Genomic DNA, 15,236 nt, shown 5'->3' on the forward strand with positions numbered 1-15,236 from the left:
CGTACCCGTGATCAGAGGCGTGCCGGTTCGGCCGTCCCCGGCCTCCGGGCGGCCGCGCGGAGGCGTCGGCCGCGGCGGGTCGGTCCCCATGGCTTGAGGATCGAGATCACCGTCATGAAGACGTAGGCGGTCAGGGAGACGATCGGCCCCATGAGGACGTCGCCCCCGTCGGGCAGGGGGTGCCCGGCGGACACGGCCGCCGCGGCGGCGTTCACGCCCGGCCGCAGTACGAGGGCCGTGGCGGTGGTCGTGGTCAGGGTCAGCCAGAACTTCGTCCACACCCAGCGGTGCCTCGCCAGTCCCCAGGGCGTGCCCAGGGACAGGACGAGGCCGCTGAGGAGGGTCAGGAAGGCGACCGGCAGCATGAGCCAGTCCGCGAAGATCTTCATGGCCCGGACGGACGCCTCCACCACGGCCGCGGACCCGGTGGTGTTCGCGGTGATGGCGAGCGCGAGCAGCCCGACGGTGAGTCCGAGCCAGCCGGCGGAGGCGAGGACATGGATGACGAGGTGGGCCCGGCGTGCGGGGCGGCTGAGTTTCACCCGACCCACGGTGCCGGGCCCGGGCGGCGCGGACATCTGACGGCGGGAGTAACCCCGCGTACTGACGTCGGCGTACGCCGGACGCGGTCAGCGCTCGCGCAGCCGGCCCATCCCCGTCAGGGTGCGCCGGGCCGCGTCGGCCAGCAGGGGACGGCCGCGCACGAAGCGACGGGCGGCCCGCGCCGGTTCCCGGCCCAGCCGGTACGCGGCCCCGCCCGGTCCCGGACGCACCACGGCACCCTCGTAGACCGGGAGTTCGCGGGTCTTGAGGGAGTCCTTGTAGCGGGCGGGGCCGCTGCCCAGGTCGACCGTGCGGATGCCGTCCGCGGCGGCGGCCTGGAGCATCCGCAGGTGCAGCACCAGTCCGGGTGAGTACCGGCCGTGGTCACGGTCGTACGCGGGGAACCACCAGGAGAGCACGGTGGCCGAGCGCAGGCCGAAGTGGGCGGCCACGGGGCGGCCGTCGGCGTACAGCACGGAGAGCAGTCCGCGGCACCCGGGATCGTCGCCGTGCGCCAGCAGGTCCACCAGCCGGGTGATCCACTGCTGGGCGAACCGGTCCCGGCGGCCCGTCCGCCGGTACTGGGCGGATTTCCAGCGCATCAGCGCCCGTAACGCCTCGGGGTCCCGGGCGTCGTACACGAACCGCACCTCGCCGACCTGCCGGGCGAGCCTGCGTTCCTTGGCCAGGGTCTGCTTGAGGAAATGGGGGGAACGGGCGCGCAGCCCGTCGGTGTAGTGCTCGTATCCCCGGTCGAGGTCGACGACCGGGCTCGCGAGTTCCTCGACGGCGTGCGGTACGAAGAGGTGCTGACCGGCCTCCAGGTTGTCGAACTCCCACGAGGAGAGCGCGCAGGCCGCGAGCAGGGCGCGCGGGTCGAGCCGGAGGCCGGGGCGCAGGACGGCGCCCTGGCTGTCCGACACCCCGAGCCCGATGGCCCGGCCCCGGCCCAGTGGCCCCTTCTCGTACGGGAGGAATCCGACGGGTGTCCCGTCGTCCTGTAATACGGCCACCCTGGCGCCGGGCCTGACCTGTCCGACGGCCGTGGTGAACGCCGGGTCGAGAAACGGGTTCTCCGGTGCGCCGGACTCGGCGCGCAGGTCTCTCCACGTCTTGTGCTCGCTCGGCCCGAGTTCGTCGGGCCGCACCACGAGAACGCGCTTTCCGTACATGTGTGTGCCTCCTGTGTCGTCACGGTCTCCGGGACACGAGAAGGCCTGCTCGTCACCGTGGACCGGCTCGGGGAGCACGCGGCGGGCGGTACCCGGCCGCACGGCGCAGGCCTTGGGCGCTACCGCGGTCGCTCAGCAGCGGAATGTCTGCAGGCCGGCGGCGCTGGGGGCCGGACCGACCGGGCCCCGGCCCGGTGGCGGCCCCACCGGGTACGGCCGGGGAGCGGGTCCTCGCTGCGCGCCGGCCGTCGGGTGGGCGGGGCCGGCCGCTCCGTCCGCCCCCGAGGCCCTCGGCGGGCGGGCGAGGGGCCGGTGGAGCGAGGCGTCGCCCTCGCCGGGTAAGGGCTTGCCGACGGCCTCGGGCATGTCGACGGCCCCGGGAACCGCCTCGGCCGAACCGTGCTGCTGTGCGGCGGGATGCGCCGTGGCGGGCCGGTCCGCCGCCGGCGCCGGGGAGCACAGGGTCCAGAGCAGCGCCGAGGCCAGCAGTACGACTGCCGTCGCCCATCGAGACCGCACCGGTCACCCCTTCGGCATGCGTCCGGCGGGGGTGGGTACACCGGGTCGGCGCCGGGCGGGCCCCCCACGCATGTGCGCCCGGCACGTCATCCAGTAGCGCCGAGCGCGTCCCGCTCCGTCAAGTCCTCCGCGTCGCGAGGCGGCGCACTCGGCGCGCACCGCCCGCGGTGTCTCCCGCGGGCCCCGCCCTTCACGCCGGAGTGCGCGTCCCGGCGGACGGCGAGGGCCGCACCCGTCCATCCGTCCGTCCGGGCGGGCTCCCGCCGCCGGGATGATGTTTCGGCCGAAGCCGCGGTGTGCTCCCGGCCGGCTCCGGGCACCTGTGATCGGTGACCTCCCCTGACTACCTCTTCACCCTGCTCGGGGCCGGTGCCCTCGGCGCGGCCGTGCTGCCCCGGCTGGTGGCCCGCAGACCGCTGTCGTTGCCGCTGGTGTTCCTCGTCTGCGGAGTCGCCCTCCAGTTGCTGCCCATGCCCCTGCCCATGCCCGAGATCGATCCGGTGGCGGACCGGACGTGGGTGGAGCACGTCACCGAGATCTGTGTGGTCATCTCCCTCATGGGCGCCGGTCTCGCCCTGAACCGGCCGTTCGGCCGCCGGCGCTGGCAGGGCACCTGGCGGCAGCTGGGCGTCACCATGCCGCTGACCATCGCGGCCGTGGGCCTCCTGGCCTGGGGTCTGCTCGACTGGCCGCCGGTCGCCGCGCTGCTGCTGGCGGCCGTGCTGGCGCCGACCGATCCGGTGCTCGCCTCGGAGGTGCGGGTGGGTGCGCCCACCGACTCCGAACACGACGAGGACGAGGTGCGCTTCACGCTGACCAGCGAGGCCGGGCTGAACGACGGTCTCGCCTTCCCCTTCGTCCTGGCGGCCGTCGCGCTCGCCGCCGCGGGCGGACGTCCCACCGGTGACGGGATCGCCCACTGGGCGCTGGTCGAGGTGCTGTACAAGTGCGCGGTGGGCGTGTCCGCGGGGCTCGCCGTCGGCACGCTGCTCGGGTGGCTGTTCTTCCGGGCGGGCCGGCGGGCGATGCGGCTGTCCGAGCACCGGGAGGGGTTCGTCGCCATCGGCGCCACGTTCCTCGCCTACGGGGTGACGGAGCTGCTGCACGGCTACGGCTTCGTGGCCGTGTTCGTCACCGCCTGCCGGATCCGCAGGGCGGAGCGCGCCCACGGCTACCACAGGGTGCTGCACGATTTCGTGGAGCAGGTGGAGCGGCTGCTGACCGCCGTACTGCTGTTCCTGCTCGGTGTGTTCGTCGCACAGGGCGGTCTGGCGTCGCTGACCTGGCAGGGGGCGGTCGTGGGTCTGCTGCTGCTGTTGGCGGTCCGGCCGCTGACGGCGTGGGCCGCCCAGTTCGGTACGTCCGCCGGGCCGCGGGAGCGGGTGGTGATCGCCTTCTTCGGGATCCGCGGCATCGGCTCGCTGTTCTACCTGGCCCACGCGCTCGGCACCCCCGGGTTCGGCGTCCCGGCCGAGCGGTTGTGGGCGGTGGTGACCTTCACGGTGCTGGCGTCCGTCGTGCTGCACGGGGTGAGCGCCACCCCCGTCATCTCACGCCTCGACCGGCTGCGGGCCCACCGGGCCCGGGCGGGCAGTACGAAACCGGAGCCGGACGAGGACGAGGTGGCGGGCGAGCGCCTTTGACCACCCCTCTCCTCGGAGGGGGACTCCCCCGTCTCGGGCCGCCTTCCGGAGCAGCACCCCAAAAGGCCTCGCGCCCTCGACGCCGACCGGTTCCCGGCTCCGGCACCCGGCACCCGGCACCCGGCACCCGGCGCGAGGAACGGGCCGCCGCCGCCCGCCGTCCAGCCCTCGCGGACCGGGTGGCGAACCTGCTCCGGCGCTCCCGGCCCGAGGAGGCACGGCGGTTCCCGTCATCGGGACGGTCACCGCGCGGGGCCCGCACCGCCACGGACCCGAGCGCGATGAACGGGCTCTCCGCGCAGTGCCGGCGCACCGTCACCGAGCTGTCCCGGCATGCCGCGAGGCGGCACGGAAAGGCCGAGCACCCGCCGGACGCGGTTCAGCGGGACGCCGGGACGACTCCGCGCGCCGCCCCGGAGGGCCCGGCGCAGAAGGCTCCCAGCGCGCCGGCCTGTACGCCGTCGGATCCGGCACGGCGGAAGGACGAGCCGGCGGAGCGTCGCGCGGAACGGCGGAGACGGTTCCCCCGCGCCCGGGAGGCGGCCCGGGCCCGGCGGGAAACAGCTCCGTGACCGACGTACGGAGCAGGAGGACGCCGATGCCTCGGTGGAGTGGGCACGCGAGCACCACCGGGTGACCGCGGACGCCCTCGCTCGGGCCGAGCGGGAGGCGGCGAAGAGCGTGCGGTGCCCCGCGTACACCGACCGTCACGCCCAAACCGTACGGGAATTGGGGCTCGCATTGGCATAGACCTGACACCACTCGGCCCGCTACGCTCTGCTCAACTCAGGCTGAGAGCGCTCTCACACTGCGGTTGTTCCACCCCCACCTTGCTGGAACGACGAAGGGCACCTTCCATGAGACGCACCCGACTCACGCATGCCGGCGTGGCCGCTCTGCTCATGATCGGCAGCTGGACCGCGGCCGGCACATTGCCGGCCTCGGCGCAGGACGCCCCCGACTCCCCCGCCGCCCGCGCCGCCGGCTCCGCGCCCGCCTCCGACGGTCTGCTCCAGGCGATGCAGCGGGACTTCGGGCTGACCCGCGCCGAGGCGGAGGACCGGCTGGCCGCCGAGCGCGAGGCCACCGAGCTCGCGCCCGAGGCCCGCAAGACCGCCGGACCGGCGTACGGCGGCGCCTGGTTCGACGCGAAGAGCGAGAAACTGACCGTGGCCGTCACCCCGGACGCCGACGCCTCGACGGTACGGTCCCTGCGCGCGTCCGGCGCGGCCGTCCGCACCGTCGAGCACAGCGCCCGGCAGCTCGACGCGGCCAAGTCCCGTATCGACCGCCTCGACGCGCCCTCGGGCGTCAGCAGCTGGGCCGTCGACCCGGCCGCCAACACGGTCGTCGTGAACGTCGTCGCCGACAAGCGCGCTGACAACGATGTCCGCTCCTTCGTGGACGAGGCCCGCGAGGCCGGCCCGGTCACCGTGCGGACCGTGGAGGCCGCGGCGGAGACCTTCGCCGCCGGGACGGTGGGCGGCGACCCGTACTACACCGGCAACGTCCGCTGCTCCATAGGCTTCTCGGTGCACGGCGGCTTCGTCACCGCCGGGCACTGCGGCGGGGTGGGCCAGCAGGTCAGAGGCTGGGACGGCTCGTACATCGGCAACTTCCAGGGCTCCTCGTTCCCGGGCAACGACTACGCCTGGGTGAACGTGGGCAGCGGCTGGTGGACGGTGCCGGTGGTGCTCGGCTGGGGCACGGTGTCGGACCAGCTGGTGCGCGGCTCGGCGGAGGCACCGGTCGGCGCCTCGATCTGCCGCTCCGGCTCCACGACCCACTGGCACTGCGGCAGGGTCCTGGCCAAGAACGAGACGGTCAACTACAGCCAGGGCGCGGTCCATCAGATGACGAAGACCAGCGTCTGCGCCGAACCGGGCGACTCGGGCGGCTCGTTCATCAGCGGTGACCAGGCGCAGGGCGTCACCTCCGGCGGCTGGGGCAACTGCTCCAGCGGGGGCGAGACCTGGTTCCAGCCGGTCAACGAGATCCTCAACCGCTACGGGCTGACGCTGCACACGGCCTGACCGGTCACGACCAGGAGCGGGCCCCGCCGGGCGACCGGCGGGGCCCGTTCCTGTGTGCGCCCGGCACCTCCCACAAAAGTTACCGTGCCGTAACTTACTCGCGGGTTACCGGCGGTAAGTAAGCACTGCTAGTTTCCGGTTCACCTTCCTGGAGCAGAGCGAGGAGTGAGCCGTGAGCCGTATCAGCAGTGTGCTGACCACCGTGGTCGCCACGACCGCCTGTGTCTGCGTGTCCGCGCCGCCCGCCGCCGCGAGCGACCCCGTGGTGTCGCGGGGCGTCACCGTCCCCGCCTTCTACACCCCGCCCGCCGAACTGCCCGCGGGCGAGGGCGTACTGGTCCGCCACGAGCCACTGCGCCTCGGGCTGAGCCTGCCCGGCCTGGACGGCCGCACCCTGCCCGGCACCGCGACCCGCCTGATGTACACCTCCACCGACTCCAGCGGGCAGCCGGTGGCCGTCACCGGGGCCTACGTCGAGCCGTCCGCCGACTGGAAGGGCGACGGCCCCCGTCCCCTGGTGGTCGTCGGCTCCGGAACCATGGGCCAGGGCGACCAGTGCGCGCCCTCGCTGGCCCTGCAGAACCCGCTGACCCTGACCGGGGAGACGCTGTCGGTCGGATACGACAACCTGGCCGTCTACCGGCTCCTGGCCACCGGCGCCGCCGTCGTGGTGACCGACTACGTCGGGCTCGGGGCGACCGACCGGCTGCACACCTACGTCAACCGGCTCGACCAGGGGCACGCCATGCTGGACGCGGCCCGCGCGGCCCGCTCCGTGCCGGGCGCGTCGGTCACCGCCGACTCGCGCGTGGGCCTGTACGGCTACAGCCAGGGCGGCGGGGCCAGCGCGTCCGCCGCCGAACTGCACTCCGCCTACGCACCCGAGGTGAACCTCGTCGGCACCTACGCCGGCGCGCCGCCCGCCGACCTGACGGCGGTCATGAAGGGCATCGACGGCAGCGCCCTGGCGGCCGCGCTGGGCTGGTCGATCAACGGTTTCGCCCAGGCGGAGCCCGCGTTGAAGGAGGTCGTCGACCAGCACATCAACGCCACCGGCCGAAGCGCCCTCGACTCCATCGCCACCAGCTGCGTCGGGGACGCGATCCTCAGCCACGGCTTCACCAAGAGCACCAAGTGGACGAAGGACGGCAGCTCGCTCGCCGACATCATCGCCGGCGAGCCGGACGCCCGGGCCGTCCTCGACGAGCAGCGCATCGGCAGGCTCGAGCCCACCGGCCCGGTCCGCCTGGTCACCGGCGTCCAGGACGACATCGTGCCGCACGCACAGGCCCGTCAACTGGCCCTGGACTGGTGCCGCAAGGGCGCCGACGTCACCTACAAGGCCGTCGTGCTGCCCAACCTCGGCGACAAGATCCTCACCAACCACCTCGTGCCACTGCTCACCGACCAGGGTGACGCGGTGGAGTGGCTGACCGACCGGCTCGAGGGCGAGCCGACGCGCTCCAACTGCTGGACCATGCCGGTCCAGCCCTGAACCACCGGCAACGCGACGAGCCCCGTCCCGAAGCTTCGGGACGGGGCTCGGATGGAGCGCCGGGCAGGCCTTGCACCTGCATCTCCCCGCAGGAAGCGGGGCGTCTTTCCTTGGACCACCAACGCACGGGCGGGCTCCGGAGGTTTCCGTCGCCTTGACCTGGGACAACCATAGCGGTGATCGCCCCAGTCGTCACGTCCGCCCCAGGAGCGCCCCGGCGGGGGCTCCCTCGAAGTTCCGCTCGACCTGCGCCTTCTCCGCCGCGCTCGGGTAGGGGTTGGTGCACGAGGTTCCGGCGCTGGCGCCCGACATCAGGCTGGAGCAGGGGCCTGGCTTGCGGTCCGGCAGACCGAGCATGTGGCCGAGTTCGTGGGCCGCGATACGGATCGTGGAGTAGCCCTGGTCCACGGCCTGGCGGCCGATGTAGACGGTGCCGTTGCCCATCGAGGTGGGGACGGAGCGGGGCCAGCCGTCATCCGCCACGATCCGCACGTCGGCGCGCTGCCCGGACGCGACCGGGCGCAGCTCGACGGTCTCGACGCTCTCGTTCCAGATCGCCGCTCCCCTCTCGACCGCGGCCTTGAACTCCGCGGCGCCGCTCGTGTCGTAGGTGACCACGTCGTCGACCACCTGACGCTGGGCCGCGCCGACGGACGCCACGGGCGCGACGGCCACGGCCGGGCCGTTCAGCAGCGGGCCGGACAACACGAGGACCGCGGCCAGGCCGCCGGTCAGCGTACGGACTCTCATGGTCGATCTCCTTGTGGGGGGAGAGGCGGGCGGTCGTGCTCATGCCGCTTCCGCTTTCGCCTGCCCGTCGGCACGGACTCCAATCCGTCGTCGCGGCCACCCGCCGATTCAGAAGCCGCACTGCTGAATTCCATGGAAGGGATCGGTTGGACTTCCCGGTCGGGCGGGGGCACTGTGGCAAGGATCAACACCATCCCACGGGACACCCCCACTCGCATCACCGGAGAACCGCCGATGAACCACATCGCCCGCCCCGAGCGTTACGACGGCACCATGCGCTACCGGCGCACCGGCCGCTCGGGACTCGACCTCCCCCTGCTGTCCCTGGGCTACTGGCACAACTTCGGCGACGACAAGCCGTTCGAGACACAGCGCGAGATCGCCCTGCGCGCCTTCGACCTGGGCATCACCCACCACGACCTGGCGAACAACTACGGCCCGCCCTACGGCTCCGCCGAGATCAACTTCGGCCGGCTGATGAAGCGGGACCTCGCGCCGTACCGGGACGAGCTGGTGGTCTCCACCAAGGCCGGCTGGGACATGTGGCCCGGCCCGTACGGCCAGGGCGGCGGCTCCCGCAAGTACATGCTGGCCTCGCTGGACCAGTCGCTGAAGCGCATGGGCCTGGAGTACGTGGACATCTTCTACTCGCACCGGCTGGACACCACCACTCCGCTCGAGGAGACGATGGGCGCCCTCGACACGGCGGTCCGCCAGGGCAAGGCGCTCTACGTCGGCATCTCCTCGTACGACGCCGAGCGCACCCGTGAGGCCGTGGCGATCCTCCGGGACCTCGGGACCCCGCTGCTGATCCACCAGCCGTCGTACAACATGCTGAACCGCTGGATCGAGACGGACGGCCTGCTGGACGTGGCCCAGGAGGAGGGCTTCGGGGTCATCGGCTTCACGGCGCTCGCGCAGGGGATGCTGACCGGGCGCTATCTGGACGGCGTCCCGCGGGACTCGCGGGCGGCGGCCGGCAAGTCGTTCGACACCGAGTGGCTGACCGACGACATGCTGCACCGGCTGCGCGCCCTGAACGACATCGCGGCCCGGCGCGGGCAGACCCTCGCGCAGATGGCGCTGGCCTGGGCGCTGCGGGACCCGCGGGTCACCTCGCTGGTCATCGGCGCCTCCCGCACCGAGCAGCTGGAGCAGAACGTCGCCGCGCTGGAGAACCTCGACTTCGGCGCCGAGGAGCTGGCCGAGATCGACAAGTACGCCACCGACGGCGGCATCGACCTGTGGCGCGAGGCCCGGCTGGGCACGCTGGGCTGAGCCTTCGGGGGCGGCCGTGAGGTGTGCGCCGCCGTGACGGGGGAACTGCGGTGCGGTGAGCCGCTTGACCCCCTCACCGTTCGGACGGCCGTATGCAGACCTTTCTGCCGTACCCCGACTTCTGCGAGTCGGCGCTGGTGCTCGACCGGCGCCGGCTCGGCAAACAGCGGGTCGAGACGCTCCAGGTGCTGCGCGGCCTGATCGTGCCGGGCTACGGGTGGCGCCGCCATCCCGCGGTCCGCATGTGGACCGGCTACGAGGAGGCGCTGGTGCGGTACGGCCTGGAGATCTGCCGGGTCTGGCGCGACCGGGGCCACCAGGACAGCTGCGCCGCCACCCTCGTCGCCGACCTCGCCGGGGTGCGGCCCGGAGCGCCGGTGCGCGGTCAGCGGGAGCTGGCCGGGGCCGGTGAGCTGCCGCCCTGGCTGGGTGACGACGCCGTGCACCGCAGCCACCGCTCGGCGCTGGTCCGCAAGGACCCGGCCGTCTACGCGGACCTCTTCCCCGGGGAGCCGGACGACCTGCCGTACGTCTGGCCGTCGTCCGACCGCGATCCGGAGGCGGCCGCCGGCTGACCCGCCGGCGCCGGGCAGGGGTCCTCGCTTCCCCGTCGCCTTCCGGGCGGGCGCGACCGCACCGCGTACGCGGAGAGTCCGGGCGGCGCACGGGCCGCCCGTACGAACCGTGGGCCCGGGCGCACGACGCCCCGGCGCCCCCTTCCGGGGTCCGCCGGGGCATCCGCACGGTGCGGGCCGTCAGTGCGAGGACAGGTACTCCTCGACTCCCGGCGCCGCCTGCGCGTCCTCCGCGTTCACCACGCCGCCGACCGCCTCGGCGTCGGGCTTGAGCACGTACGTCTCGACGCTCGCGGGGCGGTCGACGTCGGAGAAGTTCTGCGGGGTGCCGAGGCCGGTGTCGGCGTTCGTCTGCGCGCGGTGCGCCTTGACGACGTCCTCACGGGTGAGGCCGCCCGCCTCGCAGGCCTTCTTCAGGTCGGCGCCCATGAGCTGGGCGGCGTTGTACCCGGACAGCACACCGGAGTCGACCGGCGAGTCCGGGTACTTCTTCTGATACGACGCCACCATGTTCTTCACGCCGGGCAGATCGGAGCTGACCGCGGGCGCGGCGCTCACGATGTTGAGCATCGCCGCCAGGGCGGGCGCGGCGGGGGTCTTCATGAGCTGGGGCGCGAAGCCGGGGGCGCTGCTGACGACGGGGACCTTCAGACCGCGGGAGGCGGCGACGCCGACGAGGGAGGCCGTCTGCGCGGGTCCGGCGCTGATCAGGACGGCCTTCACGCCCTCCTTGCGCAGGGCCGAGACCTGGGCGGACAGGTCGGTGTCCGTGGCCTTGATCTTCTGCCCGGCCACCTTCAGTCCGGCCTTCTCGGCCGCCCAGGTGGACCCTTCCAGCGCGTTGGCGCCGTAGTCGCCCTCGAAGTAGACGTGGCCGATCGTGTCGCCCTTCTTCAGGCCCTTGGCGCGGGTGAGGAACTCGACGGCGGCGATCATGTCGACGTCGTACGTGGTGCCGAGCACCTGGATGGCGTCCTTGCCGAGCAGGGAGGCCGCCCAGGCCTGCGGGAAGGTGAGCATCTTGTCCCGCTCGATGTCGTCGAGCAGCGCGGCGACCACCGGGGAGCCGATGACCTGGGGCAGCGCCACGACGTCCGGGGCGATGTCGGCGTAGGCGGTGACCGCCTTCTGCACGTCGTAGCCGTGGTCCTTGACGACGATCTCCACCTTGCGGTCGCAGATGCCGCCCTTGGCGTTGGTCTCGTCGACCCACATCTGCTGGGCCTGCACGATGCTCTTGCCGAGGGTGGCGTAGGGGCCGGTCAGGTCGGTGAGGGCGCCCAGCCTGATGGTGTCGGCGTCGACGCCGGGTCCGGTGCGGACGCCGTCGGCGGCCTCGCCGCCCTTGTCGCCGTCGTCCGCCTTGGAGCTGCATCCGGTGGCCGCGAGCAGCAGGGCGAGGGCGCCGGCGAGGACGGTCCCGGCGGTGCGGTGCCGGTTGCGGCGGGTGCGGTGCGTGGTGTTCACGGAGTGTGCTCCTTGGGTCGTGCGGCCGGTTGCGGAGGCGAGGGGACGACGGTTTCCGGGGCGGGGGTACGGGATCGGCGGCGCCGTACGCGGTCCCGGACCCGGCGTGCCAGGCCGTGCAGACCGTCGGGGGCGTACAGCAGGACCAGGACGATCGCCGCGCCGTAGAGGTAGCGGGCCGCCTCGGTGGGGCCCACGGCGCCCTCGGCGGAGCCCGGGGCGGTCACCAGCGGGAGCTGGTCGGCGTACCGGGTCATCAGCAGCGGCAGGGCGGTGACGAAGACGGCGCCGGCGGTGGCTCCGGCGACGGACCCGAGGCCGCCGATGACGATCATGGCGAGGTAGTCGACGGAGAGGGCGAGGGAGAAGTAGTCCGGGACGACGCGGCGGAAGGCGAGCGCCAGGAGCACTCCCGCGAGGCCCGCGTACATCGACGACACCACGAAGGCCGCCGACCGGTGCCGGGCGACGTCGACGCCCATCACGGCGGCCGCGGTCTCGCTGTCGCGCAGGGCGGCCAGCGCCCTGCCGGGGCGTGAGCGCAGCAGGCCGCGGGCGGTGAACCAGGTGAACGCGAACAGGGCCAGGCCCAGGAACCACAGTCGTTCCTCCGCGCCGAACGGCACGCCCAGGACGGTCAGTTCGGGGTCGCTCTCCGCGAAGGTGAACCCGCCGAGGGTCAGCGGGGGCACGGAACGGCCGTTGAAGCCGCCGGTGACGGAGTCGGCGGTCAGCAGGACGTGGTGGCCGAGGAAGACCAGCGCGAGGGTGGCGATGCCCAGGTAGATGCCCTTGACCCGGGCGGCGACGGGGCTGAACAGTCCGCCGGCCGCTCCCGCGAGCAGGACCGCGAGGAGCGCGGCGAGGGCCGGGGGCAGTCCGGGTCCGGGTTCGCCGGCCAGCCAGGCGTAGCCGTAGGCGCCGACGGCGAGGAAGAAGGCGTGGCCGAGGGAGAGTTGCCCGGCGGTGCCGCTGAGCAGGGCGAGGCCCGTGGCGCCGATGGCCGCGGCCATGGAGAACAGGCCGATGCGCAGCCAGAAGGCGTCCAGGTAGAACGGCGGCAGGCACAGGAGGACGGCGAGCAGCAGGAGCGAGGCCCGGCGGCGGGTGAGGGCGGCGAGGAGTCGGTCAGACACGGGCCGCTCCCTTCGCGCCGAACAGCCCGGTGGGCCGTACGAGAAGGACGAGCAGCATCACCGCGTACGGGGCGACGTCGCCGAACCCCTCGCCGAGGACGTGCAGTTCGGACTGGTAACCGACGGCGAGTGCCTCGGTCAGGCCGATGATCAGGCTGCCCGCGAGGGCGCCGGCCGGGGAGGCGAGGCCGCCGAGGATCGCGGCCGGGAAGGCGTTGAGGGCGATCTGCCCGGTGGTGCGCTCCAGTCCGGGCGCGGGGAACGCGGCGAGGAACACGGCGGCCAGCGCGGCGAGCGCGCCCGCCAGGCACCAGGCGCCCGCGCGCACCCGGCCGAGCCGTACGCCCATGAGCGCGGCGGCCTCCAGGTCCTCGGCCGCCGCCCGCAGGGACAGTCCCCAGGAGGTGAACCGGAACAGCGCGAACACTGCGCCGATGACCACGGCCGACACCACGATCGCGGCGAGCCGACTGTCGGCGACGGTCACCGGACCCAGCTCGGTCACCGCATCGCCCCACGGGTCGCCCAGGGACAGCAGGTCGCCGCCGATGCGCCGGGAGAGATCGGTGAGCAGGACGATGTCGATGCCGATGGTGACGATGGTCTGCACATGGGCGGAGTGGGCGTCCTGGCCGCCGCGTTGCAGCAGGAACCGGTCGAGCGCGCCGGCGAGGGCGGCCGTGGTGAGGACCGCCAGGGCGAGCGCTCCGGCGAAGCCGAGGTCGTCGTGGAGTACGGCGGTGAGGTAGCCGCCGAGCAGGAGCAGGGAGCCGTGGGCGAAGTTGAGGACGCCGGAGGCCTTGAAGATGACGACGAAGCCGAGGGCGACCAGCGCGTAGACCGCGCCGAGTGCCAGTCCGCCGAGGATGTTGTCGAGGAATGCCGTCATGCCGCGTCCTCCCCGGTCGCGTCGGTGCCGAGGTAGGCGCGCAGCACTTCGGGGTCCTGGCGGACCTCGTCGGGGGTGCCGTGGGCGATGGGCTTGCCGAAGTCGAGCACGGTGACGTCGTCGGCGAGGCGCATGACGAGGCCCATGTCGTGCTCGACGAGGACGATGGACAGGCCGAGTTCGGCGCGGAGTTCGCCCACCACCTCGGCGGTGCGGGCGCGTTCGGCGGCGTTCATGCCGGCCACGGGTTCGTCGAGGAGCAGCACACGGGGCTCCAGGCAGAGGGCGCGGGCGAGTTCGACGCGCTTGCGGTCGCCGTACGACAGCAGGGCGACGGGGCTGTCGAAGTGGTCCCTGAGGCCGGTGAGTTCGGCGATCTCGCGTGCTCTGGCGAGGTGTTCGCGCTGTTCCCGTACGGCGCCCGGCAGGCGCAGCGCGCTCGCGGCGAACCCGGCGCGGGACAGGGCGTGGCGGCCGAGCATCAGGTTGTCGGCGACGGTGCCGTGGGTGGTGACGATGTTCTGGAAGGTGCGGGCCACGCCGAGCGCGGCGATGCGGTGCGGGGCGAGGCGGGTCAGCTCGGTGCCGCCGAGCGTCACCGTGCCGGCGGCCGGGCGGCACAGGCCCGACAGCACGTTGAAGCAGGTCGACTTGCCGGCGCCGTTGGGTCCGATGAGCGCGTGCACCGAGCCGGGGGCGACGGTGAAGGAGACGCCGTCGAGGGCGGTGAGTCCGGCGAAGCGCACGGTGACGTCCCGTACGTCGAGCACGGGCGGTGCGGTGGTGGTGCGGTCGGTCACGCCGCCCCCTGGTCCTCGGCCGACTCGCCCAGGTAGAGGCGGCGTACGGCGTCGGTGCGGGCGAGTTCGTCGGCGGGGCCGGACAGGCGGGTCTCGCCGACCTCCAGGACGTGCGCGTGGTCGGCGAGGGAGAGCGCCATGCCGGCGTTCTGCTCGACGAGGAGTACGGCGGTGCCCTGGGCGTTGATCTCGCGGATCACCTCGGCGATGCGGTACACCATCTGCGGGGCGAGACCGAGGGAGGGCTCGTCGAGGAGCAGCAGGCGCGGGGCGGCCATCAGGGCGCGGCCGATGGCGAGCATCTGCTGTTCGCCGCCGGAGAGCAGGCCCGCTGCCTGGTGGGTGCGTTCGGCGAGGCGGGGGAAGAGCGTGAAGACCCGGTCGCGGGCCTCCTGGACCTGGCCTCGGCCGCGCCGGCCGAGGCCGAGGCCGCCGGAGCGCAGGTTCTCGTCGACCGAGAGTCCGGCGAACACCCGTCGCCCCTCGGGGACCTGGACGACTCCGGCGCGTACCGCCGCGACGGGGTCCTTGCCGTCGAGCACCGTGTCGCCGTAGCGGATGCGGCCGGCCGTGATCGCGCCGCGGTGCAGGCGCAGCGTGCCGGAGACGGCGCGCAGCAGGGTCGTCTTGCCGGCGCCGTTGGCGCCGAGCAGGGCGACGACGGTGCGGTGCGGCACGGTCAGGGACACGGAGCGGAGGGCGGACAGGGCTCGGCCGTAGGTCACGTCGACGTTCTCGACGTGCAGCGCGGGCGGGCTGTCCGGTGGTGCTTCGGGCATCACGGCTCCTCGGGGCCGGGCCGCGCGGGGCGGCGGCGGCTTCGGGGGAAGGGGTGCCTCACAACAGCACGGGGGTGGGCGAGGGGTACAGCGTTTGACGCCCGTACGCTGCGGCGTACCAATGGGGGTGGGCGGGGGTTGTGCGGGTGCCCATGCG

The 15,236-nt window shown here is 73.4% G+C and carries 14 protein-coding genes and 1 tRNA gene; 5 read left to right on the plus strand and 10 right to left on the minus strand.

All coding sequences use genetic code 11. The features are described 5' to 3' along the window. Positions 1-11: 11 nt before the first annotated feature. From AMK33_RS19480 to AMK33_RS42195, 3 genes are all read right to left on the minus strand, one after another. Positions 12-578, minus strand: coding sequence for a DUF2269 family protein (locus tag AMK33_RS19480; protein ID WP_107425148.1), 567 nt, complete (start codon positions 576-578; stop codon positions 12-14). Between the two features lie 51 nt (positions 579-629). Continuing rightward, complete coding sequence (locus AMK33_RS19485; RefSeq protein WP_073934104.1) at positions 630-1,715, minus strand: GNAT family N-acetyltransferase; 1,086 nt, start codon at positions 1,713-1,715, stop codon at positions 630-632. Between the two features lie 132 nt (positions 1,716-1,847). After that, positions 1,848-2,234, minus strand: a complete 387-nt coding sequence (locus AMK33_RS42195) for a hypothetical protein (RefSeq protein ID WP_073934105.1) — start codon at positions 2,232-2,234, stop codon at positions 1,848-1,850. A gap of 329 nt (positions 2,235-2,563) precedes the next feature. Here AMK33_RS42195 and AMK33_RS19495 point away from each other — a divergent pair, with 329 nt between their 5' ends. From AMK33_RS19495 to AMK33_RS19505, 3 genes are all read left to right on the plus strand, one after another. Beyond that, a complete protein-coding gene (locus tag AMK33_RS19495) occupies positions 2,564-3,877 on the plus strand; it encodes a cation:proton antiporter (protein ID WP_073934106.1) in 1,314 nt (437 codons plus the stop codon). Positions 3,878-4,734: 857 nt separating this feature from the next. Continuing rightward, the gene (locus AMK33_RS19500) at positions 4,735-5,910 is read left to right on the plus strand and encodes a S1 family peptidase (protein ID WP_073934107.1); all 1,176 of its coding nucleotides are present in this window, start codon (positions 4,735-4,737) and stop codon (positions 5,908-5,910) included. A 172-nt stretch (positions 5,911-6,082) separates the two neighbouring features. After that, a complete protein-coding gene (locus tag AMK33_RS19505) occupies positions 6,083-7,405 on the plus strand; it encodes a lipase family protein (protein ID WP_073934108.1) in 1,323 nt (440 codons plus the stop codon). A 52-nt stretch (positions 7,406-7,457) separates the two neighbouring features. On the opposite strand, the gene AMK33_RS19510 is transcribed toward AMK33_RS19505, so the two are convergent. Beyond that, positions 7,458-7,530: transfer RNA gene (locus AMK33_RS19510), tRNA-Gly, on the minus strand. 67 nt (positions 7,531-7,597) lie between these two features. After that, on the minus strand, positions 7,598-8,155 hold the full coding sequence (locus tag AMK33_RS19515; protein ID WP_073934109.1) for a snapalysin family zinc-dependent metalloprotease: 558 nt from the start codon (positions 8,153-8,155) through the stop codon (positions 7,598-7,600). A gap of 234 nt (positions 8,156-8,389) precedes the next feature. Here AMK33_RS19515 and mgrA point away from each other — a divergent pair, with 234 nt between their 5' ends. Both mgrA and AMK33_RS19525 read left to right on the plus strand, forming a co-directional pair. Continuing rightward, positions 8,390-9,433, plus strand: a complete 1,044-nt coding sequence (gene mgrA / locus AMK33_RS19520) for an L-glyceraldehyde 3-phosphate reductase (protein WP_073934110.1) — start codon at positions 8,390-8,392, stop codon at positions 9,431-9,433. Positions 9,434-9,525: 92 nt separating this feature from the next. Next, positions 9,526-10,008, plus strand: coding sequence for an MSMEG_6728 family protein (locus tag AMK33_RS19525; RefSeq protein WP_073934111.1), 483 nt, complete (start codon positions 9,526-9,528; stop codon positions 10,006-10,008). A 180-nt stretch (positions 10,009-10,188) separates the two neighbouring features. Here AMK33_RS19525 and AMK33_RS19530 read toward each other — a convergent pair whose 3' ends face one another. The 5 genes from AMK33_RS19530 to AMK33_RS19550 are packed head-to-tail and all read right to left on the minus strand — an operon-like array spanning position 10,189 to position 15,079. Next, positions 10,189-11,475 carry an ABC transporter substrate-binding protein gene (locus tag AMK33_RS19530; protein ID WP_073934112.1) on the minus strand — a complete coding sequence of 429 codons (1,287 nt, stop codon included), beginning with the start codon at positions 11,473-11,475 and terminating at the stop codon, positions 10,189-10,191. After that, complete coding sequence (locus tag AMK33_RS19535) at positions 11,472-12,611, minus strand: branched-chain amino acid ABC transporter permease (RefSeq protein ID WP_073934113.1); 1,140 nt, start codon at positions 12,609-12,611, stop codon at positions 11,472-11,474. The genes AMK33_RS19530 and AMK33_RS19535 overlap by 4 nt, the downstream gene beginning before the upstream one ends. Beyond that, positions 12,604-13,500, minus strand: coding sequence for a branched-chain amino acid ABC transporter permease (locus tag AMK33_RS19540; RefSeq protein WP_073934114.1), 897 nt, complete (start codon positions 13,498-13,500; stop codon positions 12,604-12,606). Before AMK33_RS19540 ends, AMK33_RS19535 begins: the two co-directional genes overlap by 8 nt. Beyond that, a complete protein-coding gene (locus tag AMK33_RS19545; protein WP_073934115.1) occupies positions 13,497-14,300 on the minus strand; it encodes an ABC transporter ATP-binding protein in 804 nt (267 codons plus the stop codon). Before AMK33_RS19545 ends, AMK33_RS19540 begins: the two co-directional genes overlap by 4 nt. After that, the gene (locus tag AMK33_RS19550) at positions 14,297-15,079 is read right to left on the minus strand and encodes an ABC transporter ATP-binding protein (RefSeq protein WP_073934116.1); all 783 of its coding nucleotides are present in this window, start codon (positions 15,077-15,079) and stop codon (positions 14,297-14,299) included. Before AMK33_RS19550 ends, AMK33_RS19545 begins: the two co-directional genes overlap by 4 nt. Positions 15,080-15,236 lie beyond the last annotated feature (157 nt).

The organism is Streptomyces sp. CB02400 (assembly GCF_001905725.1).
Lineage (GTDB): Bacteria > Actinomycetota > Actinomycetes > Streptomycetales > Streptomycetaceae > Streptomyces > Streptomyces atrovirens.

Bases quoted from the DNA above. Each gene is read 5' to 3' on its own strand.
- AMK33_RS19480 (WP_107425148.1), bottom strand. From the start codon at position 578: ATGTCCGCGCCGCCCGGGCCCGGCACCGTGGGTCGGGTGAAACTCAGC.
- AMK33_RS19485 (WP_073934104.1), bottom strand. From the start codon at position 1,715: ATGTACGGAAAGCGCGTTCTCGTGGTGCGGCCCGACGAACTCGGGCCG.
- AMK33_RS19500 (WP_073934107.1), top strand. From the start codon at position 4,735: ATGAGACGCACCCGACTCACGCATGCCGGCGTGGCCGCTCTGCTCATG.
- AMK33_RS19515 (WP_073934109.1), bottom strand. From the start codon at position 8,155: ATGAGAGTCCGTACGCTGACCGGCGGCCTGGCCGCGGTCCTCGTGTTG.
- mgrA (WP_073934110.1), top strand. From the start codon at position 8,390: ATGAACCACATCGCCCGCCCCGAGCGTTACGACGGCACCATGCGCTAC.
- AMK33_RS19525 (WP_073934111.1), top strand. From the start codon at position 9,526: ATGCAGACCTTTCTGCCGTACCCCGACTTCTGCGAGTCGGCGCTGGTG.
- AMK33_RS19540 (WP_073934114.1), bottom strand. From the start codon at position 13,500: ATGACGGCATTCCTCGACAACATCCTCGGCGGACTGGCACTCGGCGCG.
- AMK33_RS19550 (WP_073934116.1), bottom strand. From the start codon at position 15,079: ATGCCCGAAGCACCACCGGACAGCCCGCCCGCGCTGCACGTCGAGAAC.